The sequence below is a fragment of the Pseudomonas sp. GL_103 genome (assembly GCF_057835175.1).
The window spans coordinates 546,526-564,254 of record NZ_CM174420.1 but is presented as its reverse complement, the minus strand read 5'-3'; the positions used below and the strand labels follow the sequence as shown (position 1 = coordinate 564,254).

General features: G+C 61.3%; 14 protein-coding genes. 2 read left to right on the top strand and 12 right to left on the bottom strand.

All coding sequences use genetic code 11. The features are described from left to right. Nucleotides 1-53: 53 nt before the first annotated feature. A complete protein-coding gene (locus tag AC3IP0_RS02510; RefSeq protein ID WP_489318123.1) occupies nt 54-1,064 on the top strand; it encodes an extracellular solute-binding protein in 1,011 nt (336 codons plus the stop codon). Continuing rightward, nucleotides 1,064-2,620 (top strand): ABC transporter permease, encoded by a 1,557-nt coding sequence (locus AC3IP0_RS02505; protein ID WP_489326602.1) that lies wholly within the window; start codon nt 1,064-1,066, stop codon nt 2,618-2,620. Before AC3IP0_RS02510 ends, AC3IP0_RS02505 begins: the two co-directional genes overlap by 1 nt. 90 nt (nt 2,621-2,710) lie before the next feature. Here AC3IP0_RS02505 and AC3IP0_RS02500 read toward each other — a convergent pair whose 3' ends face one another. From AC3IP0_RS02500 to AC3IP0_RS02445, 12 genes are all read right to left on the bottom strand, one after another. Further along, a complete protein-coding gene (locus AC3IP0_RS02500) occupies nt 2,711-4,645 on the bottom strand; it encodes a methyl-accepting chemotaxis protein (RefSeq protein WP_489326600.1) in 1,935 nt (644 codons plus the stop codon). A gap of 150 nt (nt 4,646-4,795) precedes the next feature. Further along, on the bottom strand, nt 4,796-6,085 hold the full coding sequence (locus tag AC3IP0_RS02495) for an adenylosuccinate synthase (RefSeq protein ID WP_477753169.1): 1,290 nt from the start codon (nt 6,083-6,085) through the stop codon (nt 4,796-4,798). 54 nt (nt 6,086-6,139) lie between these two features. After that, nucleotides 6,140-7,327, bottom strand: a complete 1,188-nt coding sequence (locus AC3IP0_RS02490) for an ATP phosphoribosyltransferase regulatory subunit (protein ID WP_007973265.1) — start codon at nt 7,325-7,327, stop codon at nt 6,140-6,142. A gap of 312 nt (nt 7,328-7,639) precedes the next feature. Then, complete coding sequence (gene hflC, locus AC3IP0_RS02485) at nt 7,640-8,509, bottom strand: protease modulator HflC (RefSeq protein ID WP_489318120.1); 870 nt, start codon at nt 8,507-8,509, stop codon at nt 7,640-7,642. Beyond that, complete coding sequence (gene hflK / locus AC3IP0_RS02480) at nt 8,509-9,684, bottom strand: FtsH protease activity modulator HflK (RefSeq protein ID WP_489318119.1); 1,176 nt, start codon at nt 9,682-9,684, stop codon at nt 8,509-8,511. Before hflK ends, hflC begins: the two co-directional genes overlap by 1 nt. Before the next feature lie 96 nt (nt 9,685-9,780). Further along, a complete protein-coding gene (gene hflX, locus AC3IP0_RS02475; protein WP_057712241.1) occupies nt 9,781-11,082 on the bottom strand; it encodes a ribosome rescue GTPase HflX in 1,302 nt (433 codons plus the stop codon). A gap of 12 nt (nt 11,083-11,094) precedes the next feature. After that, a complete protein-coding gene (gene hfq, locus AC3IP0_RS02470) occupies nt 11,095-11,355 on the bottom strand; it encodes an RNA chaperone Hfq (RefSeq protein ID WP_007902656.1) in 261 nt (86 codons plus the stop codon). Nucleotides 11,356-11,448: 93 nt separating this feature from the next. Continuing rightward, entirely contained in the window at nt 11,449-12,420 is a 972-nt protein-coding gene (gene miaA, locus AC3IP0_RS02465; protein WP_223541727.1) for a tRNA (adenosine(37)-N6)-dimethylallyltransferase MiaA, read from the bottom strand. Further along, nucleotides 12,420-14,330 carry a DNA mismatch repair endonuclease MutL gene (mutL, locus tag AC3IP0_RS02460; protein WP_489318118.1) on the bottom strand — a complete coding sequence of 637 codons (1,911 nt, stop codon included), beginning with the start codon at nt 14,328-14,330 and terminating at the stop codon, nt 12,420-12,422. The genes miaA and mutL overlap by 1 nt, the downstream gene beginning before the upstream one ends. Then, nucleotides 14,327-15,757 carry an N-acetylmuramoyl-L-alanine amidase gene (locus tag AC3IP0_RS02455; RefSeq protein ID WP_489318117.1) on the bottom strand — a complete coding sequence of 477 codons (1,431 nt, stop codon included), beginning with the start codon at nt 15,755-15,757 and terminating at the stop codon, nt 14,327-14,329. Before AC3IP0_RS02455 ends, mutL begins: the two co-directional genes overlap by 4 nt. Then, nucleotides 15,758-16,228 carry a tRNA (adenosine(37)-N6)-threonylcarbamoyltransferase complex ATPase subunit type 1 TsaE gene (gene tsaE, locus AC3IP0_RS02450; protein ID WP_150727883.1) on the bottom strand — a complete coding sequence of 157 codons (471 nt, stop codon included), beginning with the start codon at nt 16,226-16,228 and terminating at the stop codon, nt 15,758-15,760. It abuts the gene before it with no gap. Beyond that, nucleotides 16,216-17,715, bottom strand: a complete 1,500-nt coding sequence (locus AC3IP0_RS02445; RefSeq protein WP_489326598.1) for an NAD(P)H-hydrate dehydratase — start codon at nt 17,713-17,715, stop codon at nt 16,216-16,218. Before AC3IP0_RS02445 ends, tsaE begins: the two co-directional genes overlap by 13 nt. Nucleotides 17,716-17,729 lie beyond the last annotated feature (14 nt).

Below are 17,729 nucleotides of genomic sequence, written 5' to 3'. Positions count from 1 at the left end.
ATCGTTTATCATTGTTGCAAGATTTTGCAATGCGACAGTGAGGAACCCTGCGAATGATGTTTCGAAATACCCTGCGCCGCGGCTTGACCATTACACTGCTCGGCCTGGCACTCGCCACTCCCCTCACCCAAGCCGCCGATCCGGTTGCCCTGACCCTCTACAACGGCCAGCACAAAGAAGTCGGCGACGCGGTCGCCAAGGCCTTCGAAGCCAAGACCGGGATCCACGTCAATGTGCGCAAAGGCAGCAGCAACCAGCTCGCCAGCCAGATCGTCGAAGAAGGCGATCGCTCCCCCGCCGACGTGATCTACACCGAAGAATCGCCGCCACTGAACAAACTCGGCGAACAAGGCCTGCTGGCCAAGACGGATGACGCCACGCTGGCCGTTCTGCCCAAGGAATACGTCGCCGGCAACGGCACCTGGATTGGCGTGACTGCCCGGGTGCGCGTCGTTGCGTTCAACCCCAAGCTGATCGATGAAAAAGACCTGCCGGCCTCGGTGATGGAATTCTCCGATCCGAAATGGCAAGGCAAGGTCGGCTTCGTACCCACCAGCGGCGCCTTCCAGGAGCAAGCGGTAGCGATCATCAAGCTGCACGGCATGGACGCCGCCGAAGAGTGGCTGACCGGTCTGCGCGCATTCGGCAAGACCTACAGCAACAACATGGTTGCGCTCAAAGCCGTGGAAAATGGTGAAGTAGCCACTGTGCTGGTGAACAACTACTACTGGTTCGCCTTGCAACGGGAAAAGGGCCTGCTCGATTCAAAGCTGCATTACTTCACTGGCGGCGATGTCGGTGGGCTGATCACCGTTTCCAGCGCTGCCGTCCTGAAATCCAGCAAACATCCAAAAGAAGCCCAGCAATTGCTCGCCTACATGGCCAGCGAGGAAGGCCAGCGCGTGATCACCCAGACCACCGCCGAATATCCGCTGCACAAAGGCATGGAGTCTGATCGCGGGCTCAAGCCATTCAGCGAACTGGAAGCACCAAAAGTCACGCCTGCCGACCTCGGCAACGCCGAAGAAGCGCTGGACCTGGAACGTGACGTTGGCCTGAATTGATGGGGGCCTCACTGTCCGCACATCACGCGTACGCGCCACGGCGCAAGCGTCCGTCTATCTGGCTGATACTGCCCGTGTTGCTGTTGGTGGCGCTCAGCCTCCTGCCTCTGCTGTACGTCGGCCTGAAAGCCTGGCAGGCGGGCTGGGCAGAAGCACTGCATTTGCTATGGCGACCTTATGTGTTCGGCTTGCTGCGCAACACACTCGCATTGATGATCGGGGTCACCGTTGTTTGCGGGGTAATCGGCTTGTCGCTGGCCTGGTTGCTCGAGCGCAGCAATCTGCCGGGCCGACGATTGTGGGGCGTAATCCTCTGCCTGCCGTTCGCCGTTCCGGCCTTTGTCAGCAGCTTCACCTGGGTATCCCTCAGCGCTCATTTCGAGGGACTTGGCGGGGCCATCCTGGTGATGAGCCTGTCCAAATACCCGCTGATTTTCCTGCCCGTGGCGGCAACGCTGCGCAACCTTGACCCGTCCCTCGAAGAGTCCGCGCGCACGCTGGGGCAGAATCGTTGGGGCGTGTTTTTCAAGGTCACCCTGCCCCTGCTCTGGCCTTCGCTGCTCGCAGGCTCATTGCTGATTGCCCTGCACATGCTGGTGGAGTTCGGCGCCTTGTCGATCATCGGCCTGCAAACCTTTACCACGGCGATCTATCAGCAGTTCGAACTGGAGTTCAGCAATGCCAACGCGGCGATGCTCTCCGCCGTACTGCTGATGTTGTGCCTGGCGCTGCTGTGGCTGGAGCTGCGCGTGCGCGGCAAGGGTCGACACGTGCGCACCGGCCAGGGTGCGGCGCGACGCGCGGAACAGGTTCAACTGGGCCCCTGGGCCTTGGCGGGACAGCTTTATTGCCTGCTGCTGGCAATCATTGGCAGCGGGATTCCGTTGGGCATGCTCGCCTACTGGCTGGCGGTGGGATCATCGGCAGCCTTTCCCGTGACGGCAATCGGTGAAGCATTGATGTCCTCCCTCGCACTGTCGCTGGGTGGCGCTGCACTGTGCCTGGTGCTGGCGGTGCCGGTTGGCCTGCTGGTCGTGCGCTACAAAGGTCAACTGGCGATCTGGGCCGAGCGCCTGCCGTATCTGCTGCATGCGCTGCCGGGGTTGGTCATTGCCCTGACCCTGGTGTATTTCGCTCTGCACTACGTGCCGATGCTTTACCAGACTTCGGCATTGCTGCTGATCGCCTACGCCCTGCTGTTTCTGCCGCTGGCCCAGGCGCCGATCCGCACCGCCCTGAACAAGGCGGCGCCGCAGCTTGAGGAGGCGGCACGCACATTGGGCGCCTCGTCATTCAGTGCTTTCTGCCGAGTGACACTGCCGATTATTTTCCCGGCGCTGGGGGCGGCTTTTGCCTTGGTGTTCCTGGATGCGATGAAGGAACTGACGGCGACCTTGCTGTTGAGTCCAACCGGGCTGAACACCCTGGCGACGGAAGTCTGGGCGCATACGGCGAATGTGGAGTTTGCGGCGGCGGCGCCTTATGCGGCGCTGTTGATACTGGTGTCGGGGTTGCCGGTCTATTTGCTGACGACCCGGATGTATCTAAGCCGCTGACAAAGCAAAAGATCGCAGCCTTCGGCAGCTCCTACAGAGAAACGCAAAGCCCCCTGTAGGAGCTGCCGAAGGCTGCGATCTTTTGATCTTTTAAGCCCTGAACTGCCCCAGGCTCGCCTTCAACTGCGCCGCCAGACCATCGAGCACCTTGCCGCTCGCCGTGGTCTCCACAACGGCTTGCGCCGCTTTCTCGGCCTGGGCGTGAATGGTCTGGACCCGCCCCCGCACTGCCTGTGCACCCTGAGCCTGATGCGCCGCAGCCTGGGTGGCCAGACCGATCGCCGCATGCACCTGCTCGACCGAAGCCTGCACCGACTGCTGCAACCGCGCGCTGTCACGCAGCACCAGCAAACCCTCACTGGCCTGGCGCCCGGCCTGACCAATCGCCGCCACCGCCTCACGCGCGCCTTGCTGCAACGCGACGATGTGCGCCTGAATATCGCCGGTGGAGCTCTGCGTCTTGCTCGCCAGCGCTCGCACCTCATCGGCCACCACCGCAAACCCGCGCCCGGTCTCGCCGGCACGCGCCGCTTCAATCGCCGCGTTCAGCGCCAGCAGGTTGGTCTGCTCGGCGATCCCGTGAATCACCGTCAGCACCACCTCAATCTGCTCACTTTGTTGTGCCAGGCGCTCGATGACTTGCGCCCCGGTGTCGACCTGACCGGCCAAAGCCTCGATCAGGCTGCCAACTTTCGCCGAGGTCCGGGTGTTTTCGTCAGTAGCCTGACGAATGTCCACCACCTGTTTCAGCGCCGCCTGCATGGCGTGACTTTCCGACTGGGCTTCATCAGCCATTTGCGACAGCGCACGCAGACTCTCCGCCACCTCATCGCGCTGCATGCCAGCCGCCGCATCCGCACCGGCGTTGCGCAAGGTCATGGCACCGATTTCCACGCCGGTACGCTGGGCTACATCGCCCGCCTCGCGCACGATCGGCTGCAACTTATCCACAAAGCGATTGACCGCCGAGGCCATGTCGCCGATTTCATCCTTGCTGTTGATCTGCACACGCTTGGTCAGATCGCCCTCGCCCGCCGCCAGGTCATCCATGGCAACGATCAGCATTTTCAGGCGATTGACCACCCGGCGACCAAGCACCACCGCCAACAACAGCAGGACACCGAAACCCACCACCGCCAGACACACGCCGATGCGCCAGCGCAATGTCGCAGCGGCTTCCTGCACGGTGCTGGTGGTATTGGCCTTCATTTCAGCCGCGGTGGACTGCGCCGACTGCAGGCGCGAGCGCATGGCCGTTGCGCTGTCGGCGGCCGCGCCCTTGAGGCTGTCGCCCACCAGTTGATCGCTGCTGGCGATCAACGCCGAGAAGCGCTTGTCGAGGGCCGCCAGATCAGTCTCCACCGAAGCAGTCGAGACCCCCATCAGGACCTTGCCGATTTCTACGCCGTTAGGGTTGATCGGGGCCTCGATGTAAAACACCGACGGATCGTTCTTCGCCGCATCCAGCACCTTGTCCAGCGCACGCTCGCCCTGGCCTTTTTCCAGCAGCGCCTTGTTGATCGGGTTTTCCCGGTTGAGGTAGCGCGTCAGGTGCTGGCCGGTGGCGTCGTCGTACACCACGAACAGCACATTGGGATTGCGTTGGGCCCGGCGGGCGAATTCGGAAAGTGTCGGAACGTCGTTGTCCCACATGGCGCGAGGCGCGACAGAGGCCAATAGCTGCGCCATGTCGTTGGCGGAGTCCTTCAGATCTTTTTCCAGCGTTGAGCGCAGCTGCGCCTGCTCGTCCTTCAGCCGCGAGGACAAACCGGCCGTCAGGCGTTGACGCGTGCTGGTGGAGAGGCTGTCGAGGCTCGACGTGACTTCACGCCCCGCCTGCTCAAGCTCAGCGGAAAGCTTTTGACTGTCCGCACCCAGGCGCAGGCCCAGATCGGCTTCCAGCGCGGTCACCGTGCTCCGGGTCAGAGCAACAGCCACCAGCACCTGCACCAAAAGGGCGATACCAAGGGTAACGAACACGGGCCGCAACAAACGGCTTTGTAACAACGAGAGAACGGCCGACATCTGAAATCCCTCTGCTTTGGCGCCATTAAATTGATAGCACGCCGGAAGCAATGCTTTTTTTAATGTTCACAGCAAAGGTCATGCCGTCCGACAGGCATAAACGACAAAGGCCCCAATTAAGGGGCCTTTGTGTTTTACATCAACAACTTATCAAGCAAACGGGTGGCGCAGAACGATGGTTTCGTTGCGGTCCGGGCCCGTCGAAATAATGTCGATCGGCGCGCCGATCAGCTCTTCGACGCGCTTGATGTAAGCACGGGCGTTAGCTGGCAGCTCTTCCAGGGTTTTGGCACCCACGGTCGACTCGGTCCAGCCCGGCACTTCTTCGTACACAGGCTGCAGGCCCACGTAGCTGTCAGCATCAGTCGGGGCAACGCCATTACCTTCCGCATCCTTGTAGCCGACGCAGATGTTGATGGTTTCCAGACCGTCGAGTACGTCCAGCTTGGTCAGGCAGATGCCCGAGATGCTGTTCACATCGATAGCGCGACGCAGGATAACAGCGTCGAACCAGCCACAACGACGAGCACGGCCGGTAGTCGCGCCGAACTCGTGACCTTGCTTAGCCAGGTGCGCACCGACTTCGTCGAACAGCTCCGTCGGGAATGGACCCGAACCTACACGAGTGGTGTAAGCCTTGGTGATGCCCAGGATGTAGTCCAGGAACATAGGGCCAACACCCGAACCGGTAGCAACGCCGCCAGCAGTGGTGTTAGAGCTGGTCACGTACGGGTAGGTACCGTGGTCGATGTCCAGCAGGGAGCCTTGGGCGCCTTCGAACATGATGTCTTTGCCAGCGCGACGCAGGTCGTGCAGCTCGGCAGTCACGTCCAGCATCAGCGGCTTGAGCAGCTCAGCGTATTCTTTGCATTCGGCCAGGGTCTTGTCGAATTCGATGGCTGGCTCTTTGTAGTAACCCACCAGCATGAAGTTGTGGTAATCCACCAGTTCACGCAGCTTGTCTTCAAAGCGCGGCATGTTGAGCAGGTCGCCCACACGCAGGCCACGACGTGCAACCTTGTCTTCGTAGGCCGGGCCGATGCCGCGACCGGTGGTGCCGATCTTCAGCTCGCCACGGGCCTTTTCACGGGCCTGGTCCAGCGCAACGTGGAAGGACAGGATCAGCGGGCAGGACGGGCTGATACGCAGGCGCTCGCGCACCGGTACGCCTTTTTCTTCCAGCTTGGTGATCTCGCGCAGCAGGGCGTCAGGTGCAACCACCACGCCGTTGCCGATCAGGCACTGCACGCCTTCGCGCAGCACGCCCGACGGGATCAGGTGCAAGACGGTTTTTTCGCCATCGATCACCAGAGTGTGACCAGCGTTGTGGCCACCCTGGTAGCGCACTACGGCGGCAGCATGTTCGGTCAGCAGATCAACGATCTTGCCTTTGCCCTCATCACCCCATTGGGTGCCCAGGACTACGACATTCTTACCCATAACACTTGTCCTCATTCGCGCAAACTTGGTGCCGGCGGCAGCCGGCGGGAAAACTCAAGAAGCCAGTGGCGAAACTTGCCAAAGCCCGTTCTGCTGAATCAATTGCCGGTCGCAGTCCGCTTCACGGGCGGCGGCCAAAGGTTGTCCAGGCAAGGCCTGAACGACACGCTGACCCTCACTGCGCAACTGGCAAACCTGCTGCCAGAGTGCCGCATCCGTACTGTCAGGCATCCAGATACCGCCAGACGGTAGCTCGATCTCAGCACGCCCCAGGGTCACCAGGGTTTTCAAATCGGTGGAAAAGCCGGTCGCCGGACGGGCGCGACCGAAGTCGGCGCCGATGTCGTCGTAACGACCGCCCTGGGCAATGGACTGGCCAACGCCCGGCACGAACACGGCGAACACCACACCGGTGTGGTAGTGGTAGCCGCGCAGCTCGCCCAGGTCGAAATACAGCGGCAGCTCAGGGAAACGCACGGACAGCCGCTCGGCAATCGCCAGCAAGTCGTCCAGCGCTGCCAGAACAGGGGCAGGCGCCTTGGCCAGGCGCTCGCGGGCCGCAGCCAGCACTTCACGACCGCCACACAGGTCGACCAACGCACGCAGCATGCCCGACAGATCGGCAGGCAAGCCTTCGGTCAAGGTAATGACCTCGTCGATGGCCTTGCGTTGCAAGGCATCGAACAACTGCTGCTCGACTTCACCGGACAAACCGGCGGCGCGGGCCAGGCCACGGTAGATGCCAACATGGCCGAGGTCCATGTGCACATCCGGCACATCGGCCAGTTGCAGCATGGCCAGCATCAGGCTGATGACTTCGACGTCGCTGCTCGGACTGCCGTCGCCGTACAACTCGGCACCCAGTTGAATCGGGCTGCGCGAGGACGACAAGGCGCGAGGCTGGGCGTGCAGGACACTACCGGCATAGCAAAGACGGCTCGGGCCTTCACGACGCAGGGTATGCGCATCGATGCGCGCCACTTGCGGCGTGATGTCGGCACGGAAACCCATCTGACGGCCCGATTGCGGGTCGATGACCTTGAAGGTGCGCAGATCCAGGTCCTGGCCCGCACCGGTCAGCAGGGATTCCAGGTACTCGATATGGGGAGTCACGACAAACTCGTAACCCCAGCTCTGGAACAGATCCAACACCTGACGACGCGCGACTTCAATACGCGCAGCTTCCGGTGGCAGTACTTCTTCGATGCCATCTGGCAGAAGCCAGCGGTCTACCGTTGCCATTACGCCTTCCCCTATCTCCGGGCGACCAGCCTGTCGGCGAGCCTTGAGTGAAGCAGAAAATGATCGGCTTGCGCACAAACCACGCGCATGAGCGACGGAGCGAAAAGCCCTTCTACCGGCTTCGCCAACCACTTTCCTCGAAAAACTGTCGAGCCAATCGGCCCGGCATCTGCTTGAAAACAGCAATCAAACATGCAGACGCAAAAAAGCCGGGAATTTCCCGGCTGCCGCATCATACACACGTTTTCCCAAAGGATCACCCCGCCAGAGGTTTTAGCCGCCCGGCGGGGGATAAATCAGGTCAACGCCGTATCAAGGCTTGGCTTTTTCCAGGTAGTGGAAGAAGTCGCTGCTTGGGTCGAGGACCAAGACGTCGGATTTGTTCGCGAAGCTTTCACGGTAGGCGCGCAGGCTACGGTAGAACGCGTAAAACTCCTGGTCCTGACCGTAGGCCTTGGAGTAGATCGCAGCAGCCTGGGCATCACCGTCACCGCGAACCTCTTCGGATTCACGATAGGCTTCAGCCAGCAGCACGCGGCGTTGACGATCGGCGTCGGCACGGATGCCTTCGGCCAGCTCGTTACCCTTGGCGCGGTGCTCGCGAGCTTCACGCTCACGCTCGGTGCTCATACGTTCGAACACACTGCGGTTCACTTCTTTCGGCAGGTCGATGGTCTTGACCCGAACATCGACCACTTCGATGCCCAGCTCTTTCTCGGCCATCTTGTTCAGCGAAGCCGTGATATCCGCCATCAGCGCATCACGTTCACCCGACACCACTTCGTGCAGGGTGCGCTTACCGAACTGGTCACGCAGGCCCGATTCCAGACGACGGGACAGACGCTCGTCGGCGATCTGCTTGAGGCCGGACGTCGCGGTGTAGTAACGCTCTGCGTCCTTCACGCGCCACTTGGCGTAGGCATCGACCATCACGGCTTTCTTTTCCAGCGTCAGGAAGCGTTGTGTCGGCGCATCCAGCGTCATCAGGCGTGCGTCGAATCTACGCACCTGGTTAACGTAAGGCACTTTCACATGCAGGCCTGGCTGAACATCGGTCTGGACCACGCGACCGAACTGCAGCAACACCGCACGCTCGGTCTGAGCCACGATGTAGAAGCAGTTCCAGGCAGCGATCGCCACGACGACGCCGACAATAAGGGCGATCAGCGATTTATTGCTCATCAGCGACTCTCCCTGGTACGTGCTTGCTGTTGCTGCAGATCACCTGCCGCACGCGCATTCGCTTCATTGCTGGTGGCTGCCGCACTGGTCACCGGAGTGCTGGTGTTGCGACCACTTTCGACCATCTTGTCCAGCGGCAGGTACAACAGGTTGTTCTGGCCGTTCTTGTTGCCGGTCACGAGAACCTTGCTGGTGTTGCTGAAGACTTCCTGCATGGTGTCCAGGTACAGACGCTGGCGGGTGACTTCAGGGGCCTTGCGGTACTCGGCGACCAGCTTGGTGAAGCGATCGGCCTCACCCTTGGCGCGCGAGACGGTTTCGTCACGGTAACCATTGGCATCCTCAAGGATGCGCTGGGCCTGACCACGGGCTTCCGGCACGACGCCGTTGGCATAGGTCTCAGCCTGGTTGCGCGAACGCTGCTCGTCTTCCCGGGCACGGATCACGTCATCGAAGGCTTCCTGCACTTCACGCGGTGCCGCTGCGCTCTGTACGTTGACCTGGGTGACGGTGATACCGGTGCGATAGGTGTCCATGAAGCGTTGCAGACGCTCCTTGATCTCGCTGGCCATCAACTCACGACCTTCGGTCAGTACCTGGTCCATCGCGGTGGAACCCACCACATGGCGCAAGGCGCTGTCGGTCGCGTGCTGCAGGCTGATTTCCGGTTGATCGACGCTCAGCACGAAATCCTGCAGGTTGCTGATCTTGTACTGCACGGTCAGCGGCACTTCGACGATGTTCTCGTCTTCAGTCAGCATCTGGCCCTGCTTGGTGTAGGCACGCTCACGCGTGACGTTCTCCATGTACTTCTTGTCGATCGGCGGGAAGTAGATGTTCAGGCCCGGACCCACGGTTTCGTAGTACTTGCCGAAGCGCAGCACTACAGCTTGCTCCTGCTCGTCGACGACATAGACCGCGCTGTACAGCCAAACGGCGGCCAGCACGACCAGGCCGATGCCGAGCAGGCCGCCAAAGCCGCCACTCTTGCCCGGGCCACCGCCGTCGTCGCCACCACGTTTCTTACCGCCACCGAACAAACCGTTCAGGCTTTCCTGCAGCTTTCGGAAGGCCTCGTCGAGATCCGGTGGCCCCTTGCGGTCGCCGTTGTTACGACGCTTGCCACCCCAAGGATCCTGATTATTCGAGTTGCCACCCGGCTCATTCCAAGCCATAGCGCTCTCCATCTGATAAAGCAAAGACGCACCCACGGCGCGCCGACCAATGCTACAGAATGCCTGTCACCGCGGCACAACCGCTTTCTCAGGCTTTTATTGCAAAGTGTGTTGCTCGATGAATTCCATCGGTTGCAAACCTTCGCGGCTCACCAGCCGATTCAATTCGGCTCGTGGCAAACGAACGGCCAGTAAACTGATGCCTTCGTCGTCGTGTTCTTCTTTCTGTACCGCTCCGAGTTCGAAAAACTGCGCACGCAGTCGAGCAAATCGGTTCGGCAAGCGCAAGGTGCCAACAAACAACTCATCGCCAAGCAGTTCAGCTACAGCCTGCTTGAGCAGGTCCAGACCCGTACCATCTTTCGCCGAAAGCCAGACCCGCTGCGGTTTGCCGTCGGCATCGCGCTGGATCTGCGGTTCCACGCCCTCGAGCAAATCGAGTTTGTTATAGACCTCCAGGATCGGCAAGTCTTGAGCCCCGATCTCTCCGAGCACCACCATGACCTGTTCAATCTGGGCCATGCGCTCGGGTTCATGGGAGTCGATCACGTGCAGCAACAGATCGGAATTGCTCGACTCTTCGAGCGTAGCCCGAAATGCCTCGACCAGCTTGTGCGGCAAGTGGCGAATGAAGCCCACGGTGTCAGCCAGCACGATCGGACCGAGGTCATCGAGCTCGAGCCGGCGCAAGGTCGGGTCGAGGGTGGCGAACAACTGGTCGGCCGCGAAGACGTCGGAATCGGTCACCGAGTTGAACAGCGTCGATTTGCCGGCGTTGGTATAACCCACCAGTGAAACCGTCGGAATGTCAGCCCGTTTGCGCCCGCGGCGCGATTGCTCACGCTGGCTGCGGACCTTTTCCAGGCGCCCCTTGATCTGCCGCAGGCGAACCCGCAACAGGCGCCGGTCGGTTTCCAGCTGGGTTTCACCCGGACCGCGCAGGCCGATACCGCCTTTCTGCCGCTCAAGGTGAGTCCAGCCGCGAACCAGCCGCGTACTCATGTGCTCAAGCTGGGCCAGTTCGACCTGGAGCTTGCCTTCATGGGTGCGGGCGCGTTGAGCGAAGATATCGAGAATCAAACCCGTGCGGTCGATCACGCGACACTCGAAAATACGTTCGAGGTTACGCTCCTGACTGGGCGTGAGGATGTGATTGAAAATCACCAGATCGACCTGTTCGGCCTGGACCAAGTCGCGCAATTCTTCGACCTTGCCGCTGCTGATCAGGGTTTTGGCGGTTGGCCGATGACGCGGCACGTTGAAAAACGCGACGGTCTCGGCGCCAGCCGAAATTGCCAACTCCTGAAACTCCTGCGGATCTTCGCGCGCCTCAGGGTCCTGACCATCCAAGTGAACGAGAATGGCTCGTTCCCCACCACCGTGGCGCTCAAAGAACAAAGGAGACTCCTATCAGGCGTTACCTGGCTCAGCGTCACCAGCTTCGGATTCGGTTGCGCTAGGCAGACGAATTGGACGAACCGGCACCACTGTAGAGATCGCGTGTTTGTAGACCATCTGGCTGACGGTGTTTTTCAGCAGGATAACGAACTGGTCGAAAGACTCGATCGTGCCTTGCAGCTTGATACCGTTGACCAGGTAGATGGACACCCCAACTTTCTCTTTACGTAAAGTATTCAAGTAAGGGTCTTGTAGCGAATGCCCTTTTGACATGTGCCGCACTCCTTTAAGGATTCAATATAAAAAATAGGTAATCAGATGGCTTTGGCCGTCACACCCCCAAGGATAGACGGCAATTGCAAGGACTCAGCTCAATATGGAGATGGTCCCAAGGTATTTCAAGGCGCGCGGCAGATTGTCGCAATCCAGACTGTCCAGCCAATGCAGATCAGTCCAACTGCGCAGCCAGGTGAACTGGCGTTTCGCCAATTGGCGCGTGGCAATGATTCCACGCTCCTGCATCTCGGCTGACGTCAGCTTGCCATCCAGGTAGTCCCAGACTTGGCGGTAGCCTACTGCACGTATAGACGGCATCCCGGCATGCAGGTCACCTCTATTACGCAGGGCTACGACCTCGTCAATGAATCCCTGTTCCAACATTAAAGTGAATCTTTGTTTAATTCGCTCGTGAAGTACCTGGCGATTTGCCGGAGCAATGGCCAAGTTCGCGACAGTATAGGGCAATTGTTGGTGTCCCGAAGCGGCTGCTTCAGTACTTTGCGCACTTTGTTGCAAACGCAGGGCAGTCATGCTCTGACCACTGACACGATAAACTTCCAGCGCTCGACTCAAACGCTGCGGATCGTTCGGATGAATCCGCGCCGCGGAAACCGGGTCAATGACCGCCAACTGGTCGTGCAAGGCTTGCCAGCCAAGGCGTGCAGCCTCTTCTTCGATTTGTGCACGGACCTCGGGATCGGCGGCCGGCATATCTGCCAGGCCTTCAACCAAAGCCTTGTAATAGAGCATTGTGCCGCCCACCAGCAGCGGAATTTTTCCGCGCGCGGTGATATCGGCCATGGCTTCCAGGGCATCACGGCGGAAATCCGCGGCCGAATAGCTCTCGGCCGGATCGAGAATATCGATCAGACGATGCGGATATTGCGCCAGCAGCTCTTTGGAAGGCTTGGCGGTGCCGATGTCCATGCCGCGGTAGACCAGCGCCGAATCGACGCTGATCAACTCGCAAGGCAGGACCTTGGTGAGCTCGATGGCCAGGTCGGTCTTGCCGGCGGCGGTCGGGCCCATCAGGAAAATCGCAGGTGGGAACTGACTCATCAACGACCGCGCAAGAACAGTTTGTCCAGATCGTCCAGGCCCAGTTGGGTCCAGGTCGGTCGGCCATGGTTGCATTGACCGCTGCGCTCGGTGTTTTCCATGTCACGCAGCAGACCGTTCATTTCCGGCAAGGCCAGACGCCGATTCGCACGAACCGCGCCGTGGCAGGCCATGGTCCCGAGCAATTCGTTCAGGTGCGCCTGAATGCGGTCGCTGGTGCCGAACTCCATCAGATCAGCCAGGACGTCGGCGACCAGCCGGTTGGCCTCGGCCTGTTTGAGCAGTGCCGGAATCTGCCGGATCGCCAGGGTTTCCGGGCCCAGGCGTTGCAACTCAAAGCCCAGGCGTTGGAACCAGGCGACATGTTCCTCGGCGCAATCGGCTTCACGCTGACTGACGGCCAGGGACTCCGGCACCAGCAACGGCTGGCCGCTCAGGCCTTCACTGGCCATCGCCACCTTCAGTCGCTCATACATGATCCGCTCGTGGGCGGCATGCATGTCCACCAGCACCAGGCCCTGGGCGTTTTCCGAAAGAATGTAGATGCCCTTGAGTTGTGCCAGCGCATAACCCAGCGGCGGGATGTCGTCCTGCCCCGCCGGCAGCGCGACGGCATTGGCCTCGGGCAGCGGCGCAAAAAACTCGCGATAGGCGGCCTGTGCTTCGGCGACAGGCACACCGGACTGCGGACGCGGCGTGTATTGATACTGATAACCCGCGCCAGCTCCCGAACCCGCCGGCGCATTGAACGACGGCTGAGCCTGGGGCTGTTCCAGCAGCGCATTGGCGGCCAGGCGCATTTCGCCCTGGGGCCCGAATTCACCGGCTTCGAGGCCGGTAGGCCGGACGATGGCCGTGGCAACCGGCGCCGCCAGATGATCGTCGGGGCGTACATCGCCCAAGGCACGGTGCAAGGTGCCGTAGAGGAAATCGTGGACCATGCGCCCTTCACGGAAGCGCACTTCATGCTTGGTCGGGTGCACGTTGACATCGACACCGGTCGGATCGACTTCGAAAAACAGCACGAAGGTCGGGTGCCGACCGTTGAACAGCACGTCGCGATAGGCCTGGCGCACCGCGTGGGCCACCAGTTTGTCGCGCACGGCGCGGCCATTGACGAAGAAATACTGCAAATCAGCCTGACTGCGGTTGAAGGTCGGCAGACCGACCCAGCCCCATAGATGCAGGCCGTTGCGCTCGATTTCGATCGGCAGTGCCTGCTCCAGGAAGCCTGGTCCGCAGATCGCCGCCACGCGCCGGGCACGGGCCGCATCATCATGGGCCTCGTGCAGGCTGAGGATGGTCTTGCCGTTATGGCGCAGGTGGAACGCCACATCGAAGCGCGCCAGGGCCAGGCGTCTGATCACTTCTTGCAGGTGATCGAATTCGGTTTTTTCGGTCTTGAGAAACTTGCGCCGCGCCGGCGTATTGAAGAACAGGTCGCGCACTTCAACCGAAGTGCCCACCGGGTGGGCCGCAGGCTGCACGCGGGGCGCCATGTCACGGCCCTCGGTCTCGACCTGCCAGGCCTGATCGGCGTCGCGGGTGCGGGAGGTCAGGGTCAGGCGCGCGACGGAGCTGATCGATGCCAGCGCCTCGCCGCGAAACCCCAGGCTCATGACCTGTTCGAGGTCTTCCAGGTTGCGGATCTTGCTGGTGGCGTGGCGGGCCAGGGCCAGCGGCAGGTCATCGGCGGAAATGCCGCTGCCATCGTCGCGCACCCGCAGCAATTTGACGCCGCCTTGCTCCACATCGACGTCGATGCGTTTTGCGCCTGAGTCCAGGCTGTTTTCCAGCAGCTCCTTGATCACCGAAGCCGGGCGCTCGACCACCTCACCCGCGGCAATCTGGTTCGCCAGTCGCGGGCTGAGCAGCTCGATTCGAGCGCCACTGTTCACGACCTGATTCATTCTTTGGCCGCCAATTCAGTACCCGGAATCGTCAGGTGCTGACCGATCTTGAGCTCATCGCTCGACAGGCTGTTGGCGCTGCGCAGGGTCGCGGGCGACACCTGATAGCGCACGGCGATCATCGCCAGGGTCTCGCCCGGGTTGACGCGGTGGTCACGCGGCCCCTGCACAATCTTGCCGGAGTCGCGCAGCCAGGCAATGTAAGTGCCCGGTGGCGGGTTCTGCTGGAAGAACTGACGCACGCCGCTGCTGATCGAACGCGCCAGCGCCTGCTGGTGGCTCGACGCGGCAAGCTTCGAGGCTTCGTTGGCGTTGGAGATGAACCCGGTTTCCACCAGGATCGACGGAATATCCGGCGACTTCAGCACCATGAACCCGGCCTGCTCGACCCGTTGTTTGTGCAGCGGTGTCACCCGGCCGATGTTGCTTAGCACCTTCTGGCCAACGTTCAGGCTGGACGTCAGGGATGCCGTCATCGACAAATCGAGCAATACGCCGGCGAGCATGCGGTCCTTGTCGTCGAGGCTTACATTGCCGGCACCACCGATCAGGTCGGAACGGTTTTCGCTGTCGGCCAGCCAACGGGCGGTCTCGGAAGTCGCGCCGCGATCGGACAGGGCAAACACCGAGGCACCGAACGCAGCGGCAGACGGCGCGGCGTCGGCGTGAATCGAGACGAACAGGTCGGCGCCTTTCTTGCGGGCAATTTCGGTACGGCCGCGCAGTGGAATGAAGTAGTCGCCGGTGCGGGTCAATTCGGCGCGGAAACCTTTCATGCCGTTGACCTGGCGCTGGGTTTCGCGGGCAATCTGCAGCACCACGTCTTTCTCGCGCTGGCCTCGGGAGCCGGAAGCCCCCGGGTCTTCGCCACCGTGACCGGCGTCGATCACCACAATGATGTCGCGTTTGCCGGCCGGGGCTGGCGGCAATTTGATTGCAGGTTCCGTCGGCGTGACCGGTACGGCAGGCACCGTGGCGACCGACGGTGTCGGCGCTGGAGGAGGCGCGGCGTCTGCGGCGTTATCGAACAGATCGACCACCAACCGGTTGCCGTACTGGGCGTTCGGCGCCAGGGAGAAGCTTTTCGGTGTCACGGCCTTATTCAGGTCGATGACCACCCGCAGGTCGGTCGGCGTGCGTTGAGCCGAACGCATGGCGGTAATCGGGGTGTTCGAGGTGTTGACGTTGAGCGGCGCACCGAGGGTCGCGCCATTGATGTCGATGACCAGGCGATCCGGGGCCGTCAGGGTAAAGACGCTGTGTTGCACCGGGCCGGTCAGGTCAAACACCAGTCGTGTGTTGTCCGGTGCCCGCCACAGACGAACACTGTTGACCTTCGAATCGGCCACAGCGTCGACGGTCACCGCCAAAAACAACACCCCTACGGCAGCCACCAACGCGCGAAAGCGCATACCTAACCCCATCATCTATTTGGATTCCAATGCCAAAGCGGCACACCAGGCCTCGCCACGCGAGCCCTGGGATAAAATTTTCAGCGAACGCCCGCTGTCTTGCGGGCTAATGGTAATGGTCAGGTCAGGCTTTGGCAAAAAGCCTGCACCTTTATCGGGCCACTCGATCAGACACAGGGCATCGTCTTCGAAGTAGTCGCGGATACCGAGGAACTCTAGCTCTTCCGGATCGACCAGACGGTACAAATCGAAATGGAAGGCGCGAATGTCGCCGATCTCGTAGGGTTCGACCAAGGTGAAGGTCGGGCTTTTGACTGCCCCGACATGCCCAAAGCCGCGGATGATCCCTCGGGACAGCGTGGTTTTGCCCATCCCCAGGTTGCCCTCAAGGAAGATCAGGCCATGGCCTTGGGTGATTCGGGCAATGCGTGCGCCAAAGTCGCTCATGGCCTGCTCATCGGCCAGGTACAGGGTTACTTCAGACACGGTGTTTGCTCCTCCAACAACTGACGAATGGCTGGTATCAGATCACTGGCCGCCAGCCCACGGCCCGATTTTCCTTGTTGTTCGCCGGCATTGGCATGCAGCCAGACCGCCAGGCAGGCCGCGTCGAATGGCTCCATGCCCTGGGCCAGCAATGCGCCGAGCAAACCGGCCAGCACATCACCCAGACCGGCTGTGGCCATGGCCGGGTGCCCCTGATGACACAGCGCCAGTCGCCCATCGGGATGGGCGATCAGGCTGCCGGCACCTTTCAGGACGACGACAGCTGTATATTTTTTACTCAAGGCACGGGCTGCGGCGGGACGGTCGGACTGAACGTCGGCGGTGCTGACCCCAAGCAAACGCGCCGCCTCGCCCGGATGCGGAGTGATCACGCAATCCCTGGGCAGATTGACCTGCCCGCCAGCCAGCAGATTCAAGGCATCGGCATCCCAGACTTGCGGCAACGGCGCATTGGCCGCAGCCGACAGCAGGCTGCGCCCCCACCCTGCCTGGCCCAGACCCGGCCCGACCACCAACACCGATACTTTCTCAAGCAGCCCCATCAGTTGATTGGCCGACGACGTGCCCAGCACCATGGCTTCCGGAATTCGAGAAAGCGCTGGCGAAACATGTTCCGGACGGGTGGACAGCGAAACCATGCCTGCACCGCTGCGCAGAGCACTTTGTGCACTCAGCAAGATTGCCCCACCGTAACCGCGATCACCGCCAATGAGCAGCACATGGCCGAACTTGCCTTTATGGGATGCCGGTGCCCGGGACGCCAGACGCGGCAGGTTAGCGATACTCAAGCGTCGAGCCGTGAATGCAGTGCCGTCCAGCAACTGCGGATCAGCCTGCAAATCGTTGAACACCAGTTCCCCCGTCACATCCGCGGCATCACCGGTGAACAACCCCACCTTCAAGCCAATGAACGTGACCGTCAGGTCTGCATGCACGGCATGACCAAGTATGCGGCCCGTATCCGCGCACAACCCTGACGGAATATCCACCGCCGCAACCGGCAGTCCGCTGGCATTGATCGCAGCGATGGCGCTGACATAGGGATCACGCACGTCACCGCTCAGACCGGTGCCAAGCAAAGCATCCAGCACAATGCCGCGCAATCCGGATTGTGCCGTCCAGGGTTCGATGAGCACGTTTTCGGACACTGCCTCGGCATGGGCCAATGCAGCATCGCCCTGGAAGCGCTGCGGATCCCCCACCGCCAGCACCCGCACCGACCAACCGGCACGCTGGGCCATCACAGCCACCAGGTAGCCGTCCCCGGCGTTGTTGCCATGTCCGGCCAGCACGCTCAGTTCGTTCGCTGTCGGCCATTGCCGCACCAGTGCCCGCCATGTCGCCCGCGCCGCGCGCTGCATCAATTCGAAGCCCGCTGTGCCGGCGGCGATCAGGCTCGCGTCGAGTGCTCGCACCTGGGCGGCGCTGTACAGCACGTCGGGTAATTCATCTTTAGTGTGCGGCATGCGTCTTCGGGCTC